The sequence below is a fragment of the Streptomyces sp. NBC_00086 genome (assembly GCF_026343255.1).
GTDB lineage: Bacteria > Actinomycetota > Actinomycetes > Streptomycetales > Streptomycetaceae > Streptomyces.
The window spans coordinates 6,314,026-6,329,580 of sequence record NZ_JAPELZ010000001.1; the positions used below are offsets into that span (position 1 = coordinate 6,314,026).

The 15,555-nt window shown below is 72.1% G+C and carries 9 protein-coding genes; 8 read left to right on the plus strand and 1 reads right to left on the minus strand.

Features of this window, described 5'->3' with window-relative positions; all coding sequences use genetic code 11:
• Positions 1 to 113: 113 nt before the first annotated feature.
• From OG276_RS28655 to OG276_RS28680, 6 genes are all read left to right on the plus strand, one after another.
• Positions 114 to 773, plus strand: coding sequence for a response regulator transcription factor (locus OG276_RS28655; RefSeq protein ID WP_266909572.1), 660 nt, complete (start codon positions 114 to 116; stop codon positions 771 to 773).
• 751 nt (positions 774 to 1,524) lie between these two features.
• Positions 1,525 to 2,712 carry a sensor histidine kinase gene (locus OG276_RS28660; RefSeq protein ID WP_266909573.1) on the plus strand — a complete coding sequence of 396 codons (1,188 nt, stop codon included), beginning with the start codon at positions 1,525 to 1,527 and terminating at the stop codon, positions 2,710 to 2,712.
• A gap of 1,317 nt (positions 2,713 to 4,029) precedes the next feature.
• Positions 4,030 to 4,389 (plus strand): chorismate mutase, encoded by a 360-nt coding sequence (locus OG276_RS28665; protein ID WP_266909574.1) that lies wholly within the window; start codon positions 4,030 to 4,032, stop codon positions 4,387 to 4,389.
• 46 nt (positions 4,390 to 4,435) lie between these two features.
• Positions 4,436 to 6,979, plus strand: coding sequence for an aminopeptidase N (pepN, locus tag OG276_RS28670; RefSeq protein WP_266909575.1), 2,544 nt, complete (start codon positions 4,436 to 4,438; stop codon positions 6,977 to 6,979).
• A gap of 1,487 nt (positions 6,980 to 8,466) precedes the next feature.
• A complete protein-coding gene (locus OG276_RS28675) occupies positions 8,467 to 9,867 on the plus strand; it encodes an aminotransferase class V-fold PLP-dependent enzyme (RefSeq protein WP_266909576.1) in 1,401 nt (466 codons plus the stop codon).
• Complete coding sequence (locus OG276_RS28680) at positions 9,864 to 11,273, plus strand: lysine N(6)-hydroxylase/L-ornithine N(5)-oxygenase family protein (RefSeq protein WP_266909577.1); 1,410 nt, start codon at positions 9,864 to 9,866, stop codon at positions 11,271 to 11,273. The genes OG276_RS28675 and OG276_RS28680 overlap by 4 nt, the downstream gene beginning before the upstream one ends.
• A 40-nt stretch (positions 11,274 to 11,313) precedes the next feature.
• Here the strand turns inward: OG276_RS28680 and OG276_RS28685 are convergent, their stop codons facing one another.
• Positions 11,314 to 13,125, minus strand: coding sequence for a bifunctional UDP-sugar hydrolase/5'-nucleotidase (locus OG276_RS28685; protein ID WP_266909578.1), 1,812 nt, complete (start codon positions 13,123 to 13,125; stop codon positions 11,314 to 11,316).
• Between the two features lie 140 nt (positions 13,126 to 13,265).
• On the opposite strand from OG276_RS28685, the gene OG276_RS28690 reads away from it, so the two are divergent.
• Both OG276_RS28690 and pyk read left to right on the plus strand, forming a co-directional pair.
• Positions 13,266 to 13,967, plus strand: a complete 702-nt coding sequence (locus OG276_RS28690; protein ID WP_266909579.1) for an SIMPL domain-containing protein — start codon at positions 13,266 to 13,268, stop codon at positions 13,965 to 13,967.
• Between the two features lie 146 nt (positions 13,968 to 14,113).
• Positions 14,114 to 15,541 carry a pyruvate kinase gene (pyk, locus tag OG276_RS28695; RefSeq protein ID WP_266909580.1) on the plus strand — a complete coding sequence of 476 codons (1,428 nt, stop codon included), beginning with the start codon at positions 14,114 to 14,116 and terminating at the stop codon, positions 15,539 to 15,541.
• Positions 15,542 to 15,555: the final 14 nt, after the last annotated feature.

The following is a 15,555-nucleotide window of genomic DNA, read 5'->3' on the forward strand; positions in this document are numbered from 1 at the left end:
GCGGGCCAAGGCGCCCGCAGGTCCCATGGAGAGATCCCACCGGGTGGGAATGCCGGAAATGCCGGGGAAGCCGGGACGGCGCAGGCAACGGGCGACAGTGGGGCAGGCGGCGCATGACGATCAGAGTGATCATCGCGGACGACCAGGAGATGGTCAGGACCGGCTTCCGGATGATCCTCGAAAGCCAGCGGGACATCGAAGTGGTCGCCGACGTCGAAGACGGCGAAGCAGCCCTCGCGGCCGTCGCCGAACACCGGCCCGACGTCCTGCTCCTCGACATCCGCATGCCCAAACTCGACGGACTCGAAGTCACCCGCCGACTCTCCGGCCGCGAAACCCCCCGCATCGTCATCGTCACCACCTTCGACCTCGACGAGTACGTCCACGCGGCGCTCCAGGGCGGAGCGTCCGGCTTCCTCCTCAAAGACGCGAGCCCGGCCATGCTGGTTGAAGCGGTACGGGCGGCAGCCGTCGGAGACTCCCTCGTCTCACCCGCCATCACCGTCCGGCTGCTGCGCGAAATGGCCCACCGCACCCCGGCCGCCGCCGCGGCCGCCCGCCGCCCGGCGGAACCCCTGACGGACCGCGAACGCGAGGTCGTACGCTGCCTCGCGCGCGGGCTGACCAACGCCGAGATCGCGGGAGAGCTCTTCGTGTCCCTCTCCACCGTCAAGACCCACCTGGCCAACGTCCAGGCCAAACTCAACGCCCGCAACCGTGTGGAAATCGCCGCCTGGGCCTGGGAAAGCGGCCTCGCAGGCACCCCGGCGTGACCCGGCCCCACCGGACGGCGAAACAGCCCCGACGGGGTTCGGGAGGTGCGTGGCGTGGCTGGCCGGGCCGGTCGCGTGGTGTGGGGCAGGACCAGCCCCCCCGGGGCTCGGGCGTAGCCCGGCCGTACCCGCGCTGCCTGTCGCGTGCCGCGGGGTTGAACCTGTGCCGTTGCTGTTGGGGTGCCGCGGGGTTGAACCCGTGCCGTTGCTGTTCGGGTAGCGCGGGGCTGAACCTGTGCCGTTGCTGTTGGGGTGCCGCGGGGCTGAGCCCGTGCCGTTGCTGTTCGGGTAGCGCGGGGCTGAACCTGTCCCGTTGCTGTTGGGGTGCCGCGGGGCTGAGCCCGTGCCGTTGCTGTTCGGGTAGCGCGGGGCTGAACCTGTCCCGTCGCTGTTCGGGTGCCGCGGGGCAGAACCCGCCCCGTCGCTGTTCGGGCACCGCTTGGCACAACTCGCCGAGCCGTTCGCTCGCAGCCGGGCAGGACCAAGCCCTTTGCCGTTCGGACGCCGACCGCCAAAATCAGCCTCGCCGGCGTTTGAGGCGCGGGGTCTGGGGCGGCGCCCCAGGAAGCCGGCGCACGCCGTTCCCGACGACACCGGGCCCCACGGGTAGGGCCGGCGCCCGTGCGAACCGCGGTCTCCGCCTGCGTCGAAGCCCGCACACCTCCGGCGGAGCCGCCCGGCCCACGGGCGGAGCCACCCGCATGGAGCCCCGCACCACCGGCGGAGCCACCCGCCCGCTCCGGGGCACCGCATGAGCCCCCTGGGGCCATGGGCCCGCCGCCACCCCTACGCCGCGGACTGGATCCGCATCATCCTCTCGCTCACCCTCCTCTCCCTCGTCACCTTCGAGGGCGTAGTCCTCGCCCGCCAGCCCAGCACCCCGCACGCCGCCGTCTGGGTGTCCGGCATCCTCGTCTGCCTCAGCGCCGCGCCCTGGCCGGGCATCCCGCTCCTCGCCCGCGCCTGGTTCGCCTCCGCCGTCACCTGGACCGTCACCCTCTCCCTGCTCTTCAGCAACCTCCCCCTCGTCGTCTGGGGCGGCGGCGAGGCCGTCGCCCTGCTCGTCCTCCTCACCCAGGTCCTGCTCCGCGCCCCCGCCCGCACCGCCGCCGTCCTCGGCCCCCTCCTCGCCCTCGGCTCCATGGCCGCGCCCGTCCGCGACGCCGACCCGGGCCGCTTCACGCTGCTCTTCTCCGTGCTCGCCGTCGTCGTCACCGCGTACTCCCTGCTCCTGCGCCTGCAGTCCGTCCAGCGCGTCCGCGAGCTGCGCGCCGTACGCAGCGCCGAGCGCCTGGAACTGGCCCGCGAGCTCCACGACCTCGTCGCCCACCACGTGACGGGGATCGTCGTCGAGGCGCGCGCCGCCCGCTACACCAACGTCTCCGCCGAACGCGCCGGCGAGATCTTCGGCCGCATCGAGACCGCCGGCGACGAGGCGCTCGGCTCCATGCGACGCCTGGTCAAGATCCTCCGCGAAGGCGCCGCGGACACCGACCCGGAGACGGGCAAGGCCACCAACAAGGCCGGCCCCGTCGGCACGGCCCCCGTCGCGGGCCTCCGGGAGATCCGCGGGCTGACGGAACGGTTCGCCGCCACCGGCCCGCCCGTCGTCCTCTACGTGGAGGAAGGCCTGGAGGCCCGGCTCCCCGCCGACGTCGCCGCCACCGCCCACCGCATCGTCCTCGAAGCCCTCACCAACATCGGCAAGCACGCCGCCACCGCCACCGCCGTCCGGATCGGCCTGCGCACCGTCCCGGCCGGCCTGGAAGTACGCATCGCCGACGACGGCGGCCGCCCCGCGAAACTCTCCGAGAACGCCCGAGGCGGCGGCTACGGCCTCGTCGGCATGGCCGAACGCGCCGAAGCCCTCGGCGGCTCCCTCACCGCAGGCCCCGCCCCCGAAGGCGGCTGGCTGGTCACGGCGGTCCTACCCCTCTAAACCATCGGACCGCACCGCCCGACACGACACGTCCCCGCACTGCGGGGCAGTACGCCCAGCCCCGTAAAGCCCCGGCAGCACACGGAAACCGGCACCGGACGCCCCACCCCTGCCCGACAAGATCCCAAAGCCCCAGCCGCCACCCGCCACCCCAAACTCCCGCCGCAACCACATGCCCCGCCCGGCCCCGCCCGGCCCGGCCTCGCCCGCCTCGCCCGGCCCCGGCCTGGCCTCGCCCCGCCTTGCCCGGCCCCGGCCTGGCCTCGCCCCGCCTTGCCCGGCCCCGGCTTGGCCTCGCCCCGCCTTGCCCGGCCCCGGCCTGGCCTCGCCCCGCCTTGCCCGGCCCCGGCCTGGCCTCGCCCGCCTCGCCCGCCTCGCCCGCCTTGCCCGGCCTTGCCTGGCCTCGCCCGGCCTTGCCTGGCCTCGCCCGGCCTTGCCTGGCCTTGCCTTGCCTGGCCTTGCCCGGCCTCGCCCGGCCTCGCCCGGCCTCACTCCGGCCTCGCCTTGCCCGCCTTGCCCGGCCTCACTCCGGCCTCGCCTCACTCCGCCTCGCCTCGCCCGGCCTCACTCCGCCCCGCCCTGCCCCGCCCCGCCCGGCCCCACTCCGGCCTCGCCTTGCCCGCCTGGCCCTGCCCCGCCTCGCCTCGCCCCAGCCCGCCGCGTGCCGCGCCGCCCCGCCAGCCTGGGGTCCTGCCTGCCTGCCTGCCGCTTTGCCTGCCGGGCCCCGACGCTCTGCCTGCCCCTACTACTGGCGCCCCACCCGGGGCCACCCGCGCGACCGCGCCACGATGCGCGCCCTGTCGGACCGAGCATGCGCACGCCCGGTCGCTCCCCGTACCCGTCTGCTCCGCCCGATCGTGCCGCTCGGGCGCCTAGGCCCAGCACTCGTCACCGCGTAGGGCCGGTACACGGCTACGCTCCTGGCCGCACCACCCCGGCGGCCCTGCCCGGTCGCCTGCCCGAGTCCGTACCCGGCGGGGCTGTCGGCGGGCTGCCCCGGCCGTCTTTCCCGGGCCCGGACCTGTCAGCCCTGCCCCCCGTGCCGGGTCCCCGTGCCGGGTCCCCGTACTCGTCCGCCCTGTCCTGCCCGGGAAGCAGGACCCGCCCAGCCGCCCCGACGGGCACCCGCCGCCGCAGGTCAAGGGCGGGCTCGGGGCACCGGGGACCGCGGAGCCACCCTCGGTGGGGCCGTGCGCCCCGTACCAGGCGAGCTCCCCCCGCCCTCGGCGCGCACCAGCGCGTCAGCGCGTCAGCGCCCCGTCTCAGTGGCCGATCGGCCGACGAACCGAACGTGCGCGCCAAGTATTCTCGTTGACCATGAACACCAGGGACATCGACGAGAACGTCACCGCCGAGCTGGCCCGGCTCAGGGACAGCATCGACAACATCGACGCGGCCGTGGTCCACATGCTCGCCGAGCGGTTCAAGTGCACGCAGCAGGTCGGCCACCTCAAGGCCCGCCACCAGCTGCCCCCGGCCGACCCGGGCCGCGAGGCCAGCCAGATCGCCCGGCTGCGCCAGCTCGCCGGGAACGCCAAGCTCGACCCCGCCTTCGCCGAGAAGCTCCTCAACTTCATCATCGCCGAGGTCATCCGCCACCACGAGACGATCGCCGCAGGCGAGGGCGAGGGCGAAGGCGAAAGCGACGGCGACGGCGAAAGCGAAGGCCGGGAATAGAAGCCGGGGCCCGGCTCCGGCACCACCATCCGGCAGCATGGGCCCCATGTCCGCACTGACGCGCAACGAAGCGCAGATCCGAGCCCGGCTCCTCGACGTCCGGCACTACGAGGTCGCCCTCGACCTCACCACCGGCGACGAGACCTTCGAGTCCCAAACCGTCATCCGGTTCACCGCCCGCGCCGCCGGCGACACCTTCGTCGAGCTGAAACCGGACGAACTGCGCTCCGCCGCCCTCGACGGACACCCCCTGGACCCGGCCTCCCTCGCCGACGGCCGCCTCCCCCTCACCGGCCTCACCGAGGGCCCCCACGAGCTCCGCGTCGCCGCCCGCATGCGCTACTCCCGCACCGGCGAAGGCCTGCACCGCTTCACCGACCCCGCGGACGGGGAGACGTACGTCTACACCCAGATGTTCCTCGACGACGTCCAGCGCGTCTTCCCGGCCTTCGACCAGCCCGACCTCAAGGCCGTCTTCGAGTTCACCGTCACCGCCCCCGCACACTGGACCGTCCTCGCCAACGGCGTCACCACCCGCATCGGCGAACGCCCAGCCGACAGCGGCGGCGACGACGGCTCGGGCGACGGCACCGCAGCCGCCTCCGAAGCCGGCATCTGGACGTCCGCCCCCACCCCCGTCATCTCCACCTACCTCGCCGCCGTCGCCGCAGGCCCCTGGCACAGCGTCCGCACCGAACACGCCGGGCTCCCCTTCGGCATCCACTGCCGCCGCTCCCTCGCCCCCCACCTCGACGCCGACGCGCAGGAGATCCTCGACCTCAGCACCGCCTGCTACGACCGCTTCCACGAGAAGTTCACCGAGCCCTACCCCTTCGACTCCTACGACCAGGCCTTCGTACCCGAGTTCAACGCCGGCGCCATGGAGAACCCGGGACTGGTCACCTTCCGCGACGACTACGTCTTCCGATCCGCCGTCACCGACTCCGAACGCCAGCGCCGCGCCGTGACCATCGCGCACGAGATGGCCCACATGTGGTTCGGCGACCTCGTCACCCTCAGCTGGTGGGACGACATCTGGCTGAACGAGTCCTTCGCCGAGTTCATGGGCTACCAGACCCTCATCGAAGCCACCCGCTTCACCGAGACCTGGACCGGCTTCGGCATGGACCGCAAGCCCTGGGGCTACGACGCCGACCAGCGCCCCTCCACCCACCCCGTCGCCCCGGACGCCGCCTCCGTCCCCGACACCGCCTCCGCCCTCCTCAACTTCGACGGCATCTCCTACGCCAAGGGCGCCTCCGCCCTGCGTCAACTCGTCGCCTGGCTCGGCGAGAAGGACTTCCTGGCCGGCATCAACACCCACTTCGCCCGCCACAAGTTCGCCAACGCCTCCCTCGCCGACTTCGTCGACTCCCTCGCCGCCCACACCGACCGCGACGTCCACACCTGGGCCGCGACCTGGCTGCGCACCACCGGCGTCGACACCCTCACCCCCCGGCTCGAAGAGAGCCACGGAGGCTGGACCCTCACCGTCGACCGCACCGGCGACCGCCCCCACCACATCGCCGCCGGCCTCTACGACCGCGCCCCCGACGGCGTCATCGAACCCCGCGAGGTCCTCGCCCTCGACGTCCCCTCCGACGAGATCCTCTCCGTCAGCGGCCAGCGCCCCGACCTCCTCGTCCTCAACGACGGAGACCTCACCTACGCCAAGGTCCGCCTCGACGCGACCTCACTCGAAACCGCCCTGCGCTCCATCTCCCGCATCCCCGACCCGCTCACCCGCGCCGTCGTCTGGAACTCCCTGCGCGACATGGTCCGCGACGGCGAACTGGGCGCCGCCGACTACCTGGCCACCGCCGAAGCCCACATCCCCGACGAAACCGACCTCGCGATCGTCCAAGGCGTCCTGTCCTTCACCCGCGCCCAGATCGCCGACCGCTACATCACCCCCGACCGCCGCGGCGACGCCCTCACCACCCTCACCACCATCGCCCGCGACCTGCTGCGCCGCACCGAGGACGGTTCCGACCCCGGCCTGCGCCTCGTCGCCGTCCGCACCCTCGCCGACAGCGCCACCCAGCCCGACACCATCGCCGGCTGGCTCGCCGACGGCACCGTCCCCGGCGGCCCCGAACTCGACCCCGAACTGCGCTGGCGCATCCTCGCCCGCCTCTGCGTCCTCGGCGCCGCCGGCGAGACCGAGATCGACGAAGCCCTCGCCGCCGACCCCAGCGCCGCCGGCCGCGAAGGCGCCGCCCGCTGCCGGGCCGCCCTCCCGACGGCCGAGGCCAAGGCCGCCGCCTGGGAGCGCCTCTTCCACGACGACTCCCTGTCCAACTACCTCTTCACCGCCACCGCCCAAGGCTTCTGGCAGCCCGAACAGACCGACCTGCTACGGGACTACGTACCCCGCGCCTACGCCGAAGCCGTCACCCTCGCCGCCCGCCGCGGCCCCGCCATCGCCGACGCCGCAGGCCGCTGGGCCCTCCCGGGCCACGAGATCACCGAAGCCAACCTCCAGGCCGGCCACACCGCCCTGACCGCCCCCGACATCACCCCCCTGCTCCACCGCAAACTCGTAGACCACCTCGACGACCTCTCCCGAGCCCTACGAGCCCGCCACTAGGTCGTCTTGCGTCGTCCGGTGCCGTGCCTCCACGCGCTGCCGGGGTGCCCGGGTACGTCCAGTACGCGGGCACCCCGGCAGCGCGGCGAGGCACGGTGCCGGGCGGCACGGGCCAGGCAAGATCCGAAGAAGCCGACCTAACCCCCACCCCCACCAGGGGCGGGGGGCCACCCACCCCCGACCCCACCCAAGAACCCGACGGCGCCCCGCCCGACCCCACCCGGCCCGGGAACCGACCGCGCCCCGCCCGCCCGCGCCTACCCGGCCTGCTCCACCCGGCCGTGTCCGCCCGCCTGCTCTGCCTGCTCCACCCGGCCGCGTCCGCCCGCCTGTCCTACCTGCTCCACCCCGCTGCGCCCGGCCGCGCGCGCCCACCTGCACGGCCGGCCCGCCCGGCCGTGCTCGCCCCGCCCGACCACATCCCGCCCGAGAATCGGCGGAGTCCGCCCGCTTGCACGGCCCGCTCCACACCACCGCGCCCGGCCCGGCCGACCGCACCCCTGCCCGGGAGTTCGGGGAACCCCGCCCGTACCGTCCGCCCCCACGTGATCCGTCCTGCCTCCACCGTCCTGCCCGCGGCCCGCTCCACACCGCCGCGCCCGGCCCGGTCGACCGCACCCCTGCCCGGGAGTTCGGGGAGCCCCGCCCGTACCGTCCGCCCCCACGTGATCCGTCCTGCCTCCACCGTCCTGCCCGCGGCCCGCTCCACACCGCCGCGCCCGGCCCGGCCGTACCCACCCCCGCCCGGGAGCCGACGAAGCCGCGCCCGGCCGCCCGCTCCGCCCCCGCTTGCTTCGCCCTGCCTTCACCGCCCTGCCCGCTCCCCACCGCCATCGGTCGGCCGCGCCCCGCTCGGCCGCGCCCGCCTGTCCTGCCGGCTGCGCCCCACTGCGTCCGGCCGGGCCCGTCCTGCCGGCTCGACCCCGCTTCGCCCGGCCGCACCCGCGCTGTCCGCCCCGCTATGCCCGGCTGTGCGCGTCCCACCTGCACGGCCCGCCCGCCTGGCCGCGCTCGCCCCGCCCGGTCGCGTCCGCCCCGTTGTTCCGGGCCCTCGGGCCTGCCGGTCCACCGGCCGCGCCCGCCCCCACCTGCACGGCACCCGCACCCTCGCCCGGAACGCCGTGGCGTCGGCCAGTGCGCCGATCAGCGGCGCAGCGTAGAAGCCCCACTCGCCCCGCCCAACGGCCCGGGCGCCGACGGATCCACCACCTCGTCGACCGCAGGCGGCGGCAGTGCCGGTGTCCCCGGACCGGACACACCGGCAGCCACGCGAAGCCGAGCGGCACGCGCCGAGTAGCCGCGGCCACATCCCCCCGCCCCAGTCGACGCGCGTACTCCTCCTTCTCGGCCACCCCCCGACGGCTTGAAATCGACCACGCATAAACCCGGGCGGTTACCCCATTCGGGTCGGATCGTTGTACCCCCGGGTCCCCGACCCAACAGAGCGGCACCATCCGCCGCCGAACCGTTCCCGTGAGGACAACCGCATGACAGCGCCCCCCGGCACAGGCAGACGCGGCAACTCCCCGCTCGCCGGCGGACCCCACGGCCCCGACGCCCTGCAACCACTCCTCGCCACCGTCCTCGACGCCCTGCGCACCGGAGCCCAGGCCCGCGGCGGACCGCTCCCGGCCGGCGGACCCGAGGCCGTCACCGCCCGCGTCACCGCCGCACTGGGCGAAGTGCTCCCCGACCACGGACACGGCGACCACGAAGCCCTACGGACCCTCGTCCACACCCTCACCGCCGGCGCCGCCGACCCCGCCGACCCCCTGTGCGCAGCCCACCTGCACTGCCCGCCCCTCGCCGTCGCGGCCGCCGCCGACCTCGCCGCCAGCGCCCTCAACGCCTCCCTCGACTCCTGGGACCAGGCCCCCGCCGCCTCCACCCTCGAAGCGCTCCTGACCCGCACGCTCGCCGCCGAGTTCCACAACACCCCCCACCCCGACGCCGTCCTCACCACCGGCGGCACCGAAGCCAACCACCTCGCCCTCCTCCTCGCCCGCGAACGCCACGGCCCCCACCTCACCGTCCTGCACGGCGCCAACGCCCACCACTCCATCCCGCGCGCCGCCTGGCTCCTCGGCCTGCCCCCCGCCCGCAGCCTCCCCACCCCCACCGGAACCCTCACCCCCGCCACCCTCGCCGAGGCCCTCGCCACCACCACCGGCCCCGTCCTCGTCACCGCCACCGCCGGCACCACCGACGCCGGACTCATCGACCCCCTCGACGCCCTCGCCGACCTCTGCGACCACCACGGCGCCGACCTCCACATCGACGCCTCCTACGGCGGCCTCCTCCACCTCAGCCCCCGCCACCGCCCCAAACTCGCCGGCCTGCACCGCGCCCGGTCGATCACCATCGACCTCCACAAACTCGGCTGGCAACCCATCGCCGCCGGACTCCTCACCGTCCCCGACACCACCCTGCTCGCCCCCCTCGCCCACCAGGCCGACTACCTCAACGCCCCCGACGACACCCAAGCCGGCCTCCCCGACCTCCTCGGCCGCTCCCTGCGCACCACCCGCCGCGCAGACGCCCTCAAAATCGCCGCCACCCTGCGCTCCCTCGGCCGAGACGGACTCACCCACCTCATCGACCGCACCTGCGCCCGCGCCGACCAGCTCGCCCGACTCCTCGAAGCACACCCCGCCTTCGAACTCCACGCGGCGCCCACCATCAGCACCGTCCTGTTCCGGCCCACCCACGCCGACGACACCGCACTGGCCACCCTGCGCCGCACCCTCATCCAGGGCGGCACCGCCGTACTGGGCCGGGCCACCGCCGACGGCCGCCTATGGCTCAAGGCCACCCTGCTCAACCCCCACACCACGGCGGGGGACCTGGACGCCCTCGTGAACCTCCTGGAAGGCAGCACCCACCGATGACCGCCCAGCTCGATGCACCCCACGACCTCGTCGGAATCGGCATCGGCCCCTTCAACCTCTCCCTCGCGGCCCTCGCCCACGGCCTGCCCCAACAAGGCGCCGCAGAACTCGCCACCGCCTTCTACGACCAGCGCCGCGACTTCCGCTGGCACCCCGGACTCCTCATCGACGGAGCCACCCTCCAAGTCCCCTTCCTCGCCGACCTCGTCACCCTCGCCGACCCCACCAGCCCCTGGTCATTCCTCAACTACCTCAAGCACAAGGAACGCCTCTTCCCCTTCTACTTCGCCGAGAGCTTCCACATCCAGCGCGCCGAATACGACGCCTACTGCCGCTGGGTCGCCGGCCGCCTGCCCGGACTCCACTTCGGCCACCAGGTCGACGCCGTCCGCTGGAACCCCGAACGCGACCTCTTCGAAGTCGACTTCACCCAAGTCGACGCCGACGGAGAAGCCGAAGCCCTCGGCCGCACCTACACCCGCAACCTCGCCCTCGGCATCGGGACCGCCCCCTACGTCCCCGAACCACTGCGCCCCCTCGCCGAAGCCCCCACCGTCCCGGTGATCCACTCCTCCGAGTACCTCGACAACCGGCAGCGCATCCTCGGCGCCGACCACGTCACCGTCATCGGATCGGGCCAGTCCGGAGCCGAGGTCTTCCTCGACCTGCTCCGCTCCCGCCCCGCCGGCCGCGAACGCCTCACCTGGCTCGCCCGCACCCCCTCCTTCGCCCCCATGGAGTACTCCAAGCTCGGCCTGGAACACTTCACCCCCGACTACACCCGCTACTTCCACTCCCTCCCCGAACCGGTCCGCGACCGCCTCGTCCCCGCCCAATGGCAACTCCACAAGGGCATCGACGCCGCCACCATCGCCGCCATCCACGAGGAGCTCTACCGCCGCACCCTCGACGGAGGCTGGCCCGACGCCGTCCTCACCCCCGGAGTCAGCGTCCGCACCGCCGGCCGCGTCGCCACCACCAAGGTCGAACTCCACCTCGAACACGTCGACCAGGGCACCCGGTCCCGCCTCACCACCGACGCCGTCATCCTCGCCACCGGCTACCGCGAACGCCCCCTCGGGGGGCTCCTCGCCGGACTCGACCCCTACCTGCGCAAGGACTCCTCCGGCCGCCCCCGCATCGACGACCGCTACCGGATGATCACCGACCCGGCCGTCACCGGCAGCGTCTTCGTCCAGAACGGCGAACGCCACACCCACGGCGTCGGAGCCCCCGACCTCGGCCTCGCCGCCTGGCGCAGCGCCGCCATCCTGAACACCCTCACGGGCAAAGATGCCTACCCCCAGCCCACCCGCACGGCCTTCACCACCTTCGGCCTCGAACAGCGGGAGCACACCCGGCCCCAACCCGCCGGCGAACTGCTCCCACTGGTCGAGCATCCGTAAGGAGAAACGTTTAGAAGACCACCGTTCGCAAGAGCGCCGCTTAGAAGACCGGTGCCCCGGCTCGGGTCAGCCGCCAGTCCACCGACGCGAACTGCGCCGGGTCCACCGTCCCCTTCGCCTTCACCCACTGGATGATCGTGTTGCGTATTTCATCCGAGTTGGCCCACAACTGCTTCGCCTGCGGCACGTGCGGGAAGTTCCCGCCACCCGCAGCCCGGTAGTTGTTCACCGCCAGCACGAACTGCGCCGCCGGATCCACCGGCTTCCCCTGGAAGGACAGCCCCGAGATCCGGGCACCCACCGGCTCGGAGATGTCGATGTCGTACGTCAACCCGTACACGGCGTCGTAGTTGTAGTCCGGCGTGCCCTCCGCGTTCGTCAGCTTCGCCGGATCCACCACGTCACCCGGAGCCGTCCGCACGAAGTACCTCGCCGAATACTCCAGGTACTCCTTGATCTGCGCACCCGTCAGCAGCCGTGCCTCCAGCGTGTTCTCGAACGGATACAGACCCGCCGCATCCCGGATCGTCACCTGCCCGGCCGGAATCGCCGCCGTCCGCGAGAAGCACGAAGCCTGCGACAGCACCGGCAGCGCAGCCCACTCCGTACCCGCCAGCGCACCCCTCACCGTCTCCGCCTGCACGTGGTTGATCAGATCGATGATCGCCACGTCCTTCACCGGACCGTCCACCGAGGACATGGCCTGCGTCGACGTACCGATCACCTGGTTCACATACGCCACGACCTTGCGGTGCTCGTCCGACAGCAGCCCCACGATCTCCGGGTCCTCCACCGCCGTGTTCGAGTTCAGCACCCGGGCCGACACCTTCGACACCGACCAGCAGCCCTTCACCCACGTCAGCTCGAAGTCGAACAGCGTCAGCCGCTGCCCCCACTTCAGCGGCTCGGACAACACCACGTCCTTGCCCGTCGCCTTGTTCCGCACCCGGTACTCCGGGATCTCCGTATGGGCGTGCCCCACCAGGATCGCGTCGATCCCCGGCACCTGCTCCGCCACCAGACCCGCCGCGTTCTCGATGTGCGGCAGCTGGTCCCCGTAACTCGACGTGCCGCTCGAACCCGAATGAGCCGACACGATCACCACGTCCGCACCCAGCGACCGCAGCCGCGGCACGTACTTCGCGGCCTGCTCCTCAAGACCCGGGAACGTCATCTTCCCCTGCACGTTCGCCTTGTCCCAGATCGCGATCCCCGGATTCGTCAGACCCAGCACCGCCACCTTCACGTCCCGCCCATGCGGCGTACGCAACCGGTGCATGCTGTACGGGGGGAACGCCGGCCGCAACGTCTTCGCATCCAGCGCGTTCGCCCCCAGCAACGGGAACTCGCACTGCTCCTCGAACTTCCGCAGCACCGGAATGCCGTAATTGAACTCGTGGTTCCCCAGCGCCGCCGCGTCATAACCGATCGCGTTCATCGCCTGCGCCATCGGATGAACCGGACCACGCCGCGCCGTGATCGGATCCACCTTCGCGTAGTAGTACGACAGCTGCGTCCCCTGAATGGTGTCCCCGGCGTCGATCAGCAGCGTGTTGCACCGCCCCTTCTCCGCCCGCACCTGGTTCACCAGCGTGGAGATCTTCGCCAGACCGACGTCGTTGTGCGCCTTGTCGTCGAACTCCTTGTCCGTGAAGTAGTCCCAGTTGAAGACGTTCCCGTGCAGGTCCGTCGTCCCCATCACCGTGAACGCGTACGTCCTCGCTCCCGCCGCCGAAGCGCCGCCGGCCACCGCCTCAGCCGCGGCAGCCGGGGTGCTCGTGGCCCCCGCCAACGCCACGGCCGCACCCGTCGCAGCCGAAGTACCCAGAAACGTCCTACGGTCCAAAGCCATGCCATCTCCCCTTGTGAGGTGCGTGTACACAGATAGGCAACGCGCGTAGATTCTGACCCAGCAGTAACAAGCCGCAACACCCCCACCAGGTTTCGATCCGATGACCAGCCCCGTACGAGCAGCAGTGCGACAGTGAATCCATGACCCAGGACCCCTCGCACCAGCCCTACGGAACCCCCGAAGTCCCCCGCGTCGCAGTCCGCGGCGAAGCCACCCTCGAAGTCGACCCCGAGATCGCCCGCATCGGCATCACCGTCAGCGCCCGCGGCACCGACCGACGCACCGCCCTCGAAGACCTCACCCGCCGCAACAACGCCGTCCTCGACCTCGTCAAAAGCTACGGCGACCCCGTCGAAAAACTCGAAACCGGCGCTTTCTCCATCACCCCCGAACTCACCCGCCACGGCCGCGGCGAACGCATCCGCGCCTACCACGGACGCGTCCACCTCACCGCCGAACTCAACGACTTCACCACCCTCGGCGAACTCACCACCCGCCTCGCCGACCTCGAACTCACCCAGGTCGACGGACCCTGGTGGGCCCTGCGTCCCACCTCACCCGCCCACGGTGAAGCCCGCCGCCAAGCCGTACTCGAAGCCGTCCAGCGCGCCCGCGAATACGCCGCCGCCCTCGGAGCCGAACTCGCCGCCCTCGTCGAACTCGCCGACCTCGGAGCCGAGAACGCCCCCGCCCCCTTCCAGGCATCCGGCGCCGCGATGCGCACCATGGCCTTCAGCGCCGCCGAAGACGCAGGCGCCCCCGCCCTCGACCTCGAACCCCAGCGCCAGACCGTCTACGCACAGGTGAACGCACGCTTCACAATGACCCCTCCCCGCCTCTGAAAACCCGAACAATCGGCGCCCCGGGGGTGCTCATCAGAGCACCCCCATGCACATTCAACAATTGTCAACAACCTTTTGCTCAAAGGTTGTTGAGTGGACACCCGGAACCAATTTCCTACTGCCTGGTAGGGGCATACGCTCGCTCCATGCGCCGAGCGAAAATCGTATGTACCCTGGGCCCCGCCACCGACTCATACGACCAGATCAAAGCCCTGGTCGAAGCCGGAATGGACATCGCCCGCTTCAACCTCAGCCACGGCACCTACGCCGAACACGAGGACCGCTACCAGCGAGTCCGCAAGGCCGCCGACGAAACCGGCCGCAGCGTCGGCATCCTCGCCGACCTTCAAGGTCCGAAGATCCGCCTGGGCCGCTTCCGCGAAGGCCCCGTACTCCTTGAACGCGGCGACGAATTCACCATCACCGTCGAAGACCACGAAGGCGACCGCCACACCTGCGGTACCACCTACAAGGGCCTCGCCGGAGACGTCTCCACGGGCGAACGCATCCTCGTAGACGACGGCCGCGTCACCCTCGAAGTCACCGCCGTCGACGGACCCCGCGTCCACACCCGCGTCATCGAAGGCGGCATGGTCTCCGACAACAAGGGACTCAACCTCCCCGGCGTCGCAGTCTCCGTACCCGCCCTCTCCGAAAAAGACATCGAAGACCTCCGCTGGGCCCTGCGCATCGGCGCCGACATCATCGCCCTCTCCTTCGTCCGCAGCGGAAGCGACATCGAAGACGTCCACCGCATCATGGACGAAGAAGGCCGACGCCTCCCCGTCATCGCCAAGGTCGAAAAGCCCCAGGCAGTCGAAAACATCGACGACATCGTCGCCGCCTTCGACGGCATCATGGTCGCCCGCGGAGACCTCGGCGTCGAAATGCCCCTGGAACAAGTCCCCATCGTCCAGAAGCGCGCCGTCAAACTCGCCAAGCGCAACGCCAAGCCGGTCATCGTCGCCACCCAAATGCTCGACTCGATGATCGACAACTCCCGGCCCACCCGCGCCGAAGCCTCCGACGTCGCCAACGCCGTCATCGACGGCACCGACGCCGTCATGCTCTCCGGCGAAACCAGCGTCGGCAAATACGCCATCGAAACCGTCCGCACCATGGCCCGCATCGTCGAAGCCGCCGAAGAAGACATCCTCGCCAAGGGCCTCCCCCCGCTCACCGAGCGCAACAAGCCCCGCACCCAAGGCGGAGCAGTCGCCCGCGCCGCCGCCGAAATGGGCGACTTCCTCGGCGCGAAGTTCCTCGTCGCCTTCACCCAGAGCGGAGACACCGTCCGCCGGCTCTCCCGCTACCGCTCACCCATCCCCCTCCTCGCCTTCACCCCCGACCCCGCCACCCGCTCCCAGCTCAACCTCACCTGGGGCGTCGAAACCTTCCTCGGCCCCCACGTCGACTCCACCGACGCCATGGTCGCCCAGGTCGAAGAAGAACTCCTGCGCATCGGCCGCTGCGTACCCGGCGACGTCGTCGTCATCACCGCCGGCTCACCCCCCGGCGTCAGCGGATCCACCAACCTCGTCCGCATCCACCACATCGGCGACGCAGTCCGCTGACACCGCCCGCAAGC

Excerpts from the sequence above, each read along its gene's own strand:
- pepN (WP_266909575.1), top strand. The coding sequence starts at position 4,436 with ATGTCCGCACTGACGCGCAACGAAGCGCAGATCCGAGCCCGGCTCCTC.
- OG276_RS28685 (WP_266909578.1), bottom strand. The coding sequence starts at position 13,125 with ATGGCTTTGGACCGTAGGACGTTTCTGGGTACTTCGGCTGCGACGGGT.
- OG276_RS28680 (WP_266909577.1), top strand. The coding sequence starts at position 9,864 with ATGACCGCCCAGCTCGATGCACCCCACGACCTCGTCGGAATCGGCATC.
- OG276_RS28675 (WP_266909576.1), top strand. The coding sequence starts at position 8,467 with ATGACAGCGCCCCCCGGCACAGGCAGACGCGGCAACTCCCCGCTCGCC.
- OG276_RS28660 (WP_266909573.1), top strand. The coding sequence starts at position 1,525 with ATGAGCCCCCTGGGGCCATGGGCCCGCCGCCACCCCTACGCCGCGGAC.
- pyk (WP_266909580.1), top strand. The coding sequence starts at position 14,114 with ATGCGCCGAGCGAAAATCGTATGTACCCTGGGCCCCGCCACCGACTCA.
- OG276_RS28665 (WP_266909574.1), top strand. The coding sequence starts at position 4,030 with ATGAACACCAGGGACATCGACGAGAACGTCACCGCCGAGCTGGCCCGG.
- OG276_RS28690 (WP_266909579.1), top strand. The coding sequence starts at position 13,266 with ATGACCCAGGACCCCTCGCACCAGCCCTACGGAACCCCCGAAGTCCCC.
- OG276_RS28655 (WP_266909572.1), top strand. The coding sequence starts at position 114 with ATGACGATCAGAGTGATCATCGCGGACGACCAGGAGATGGTCAGGACC.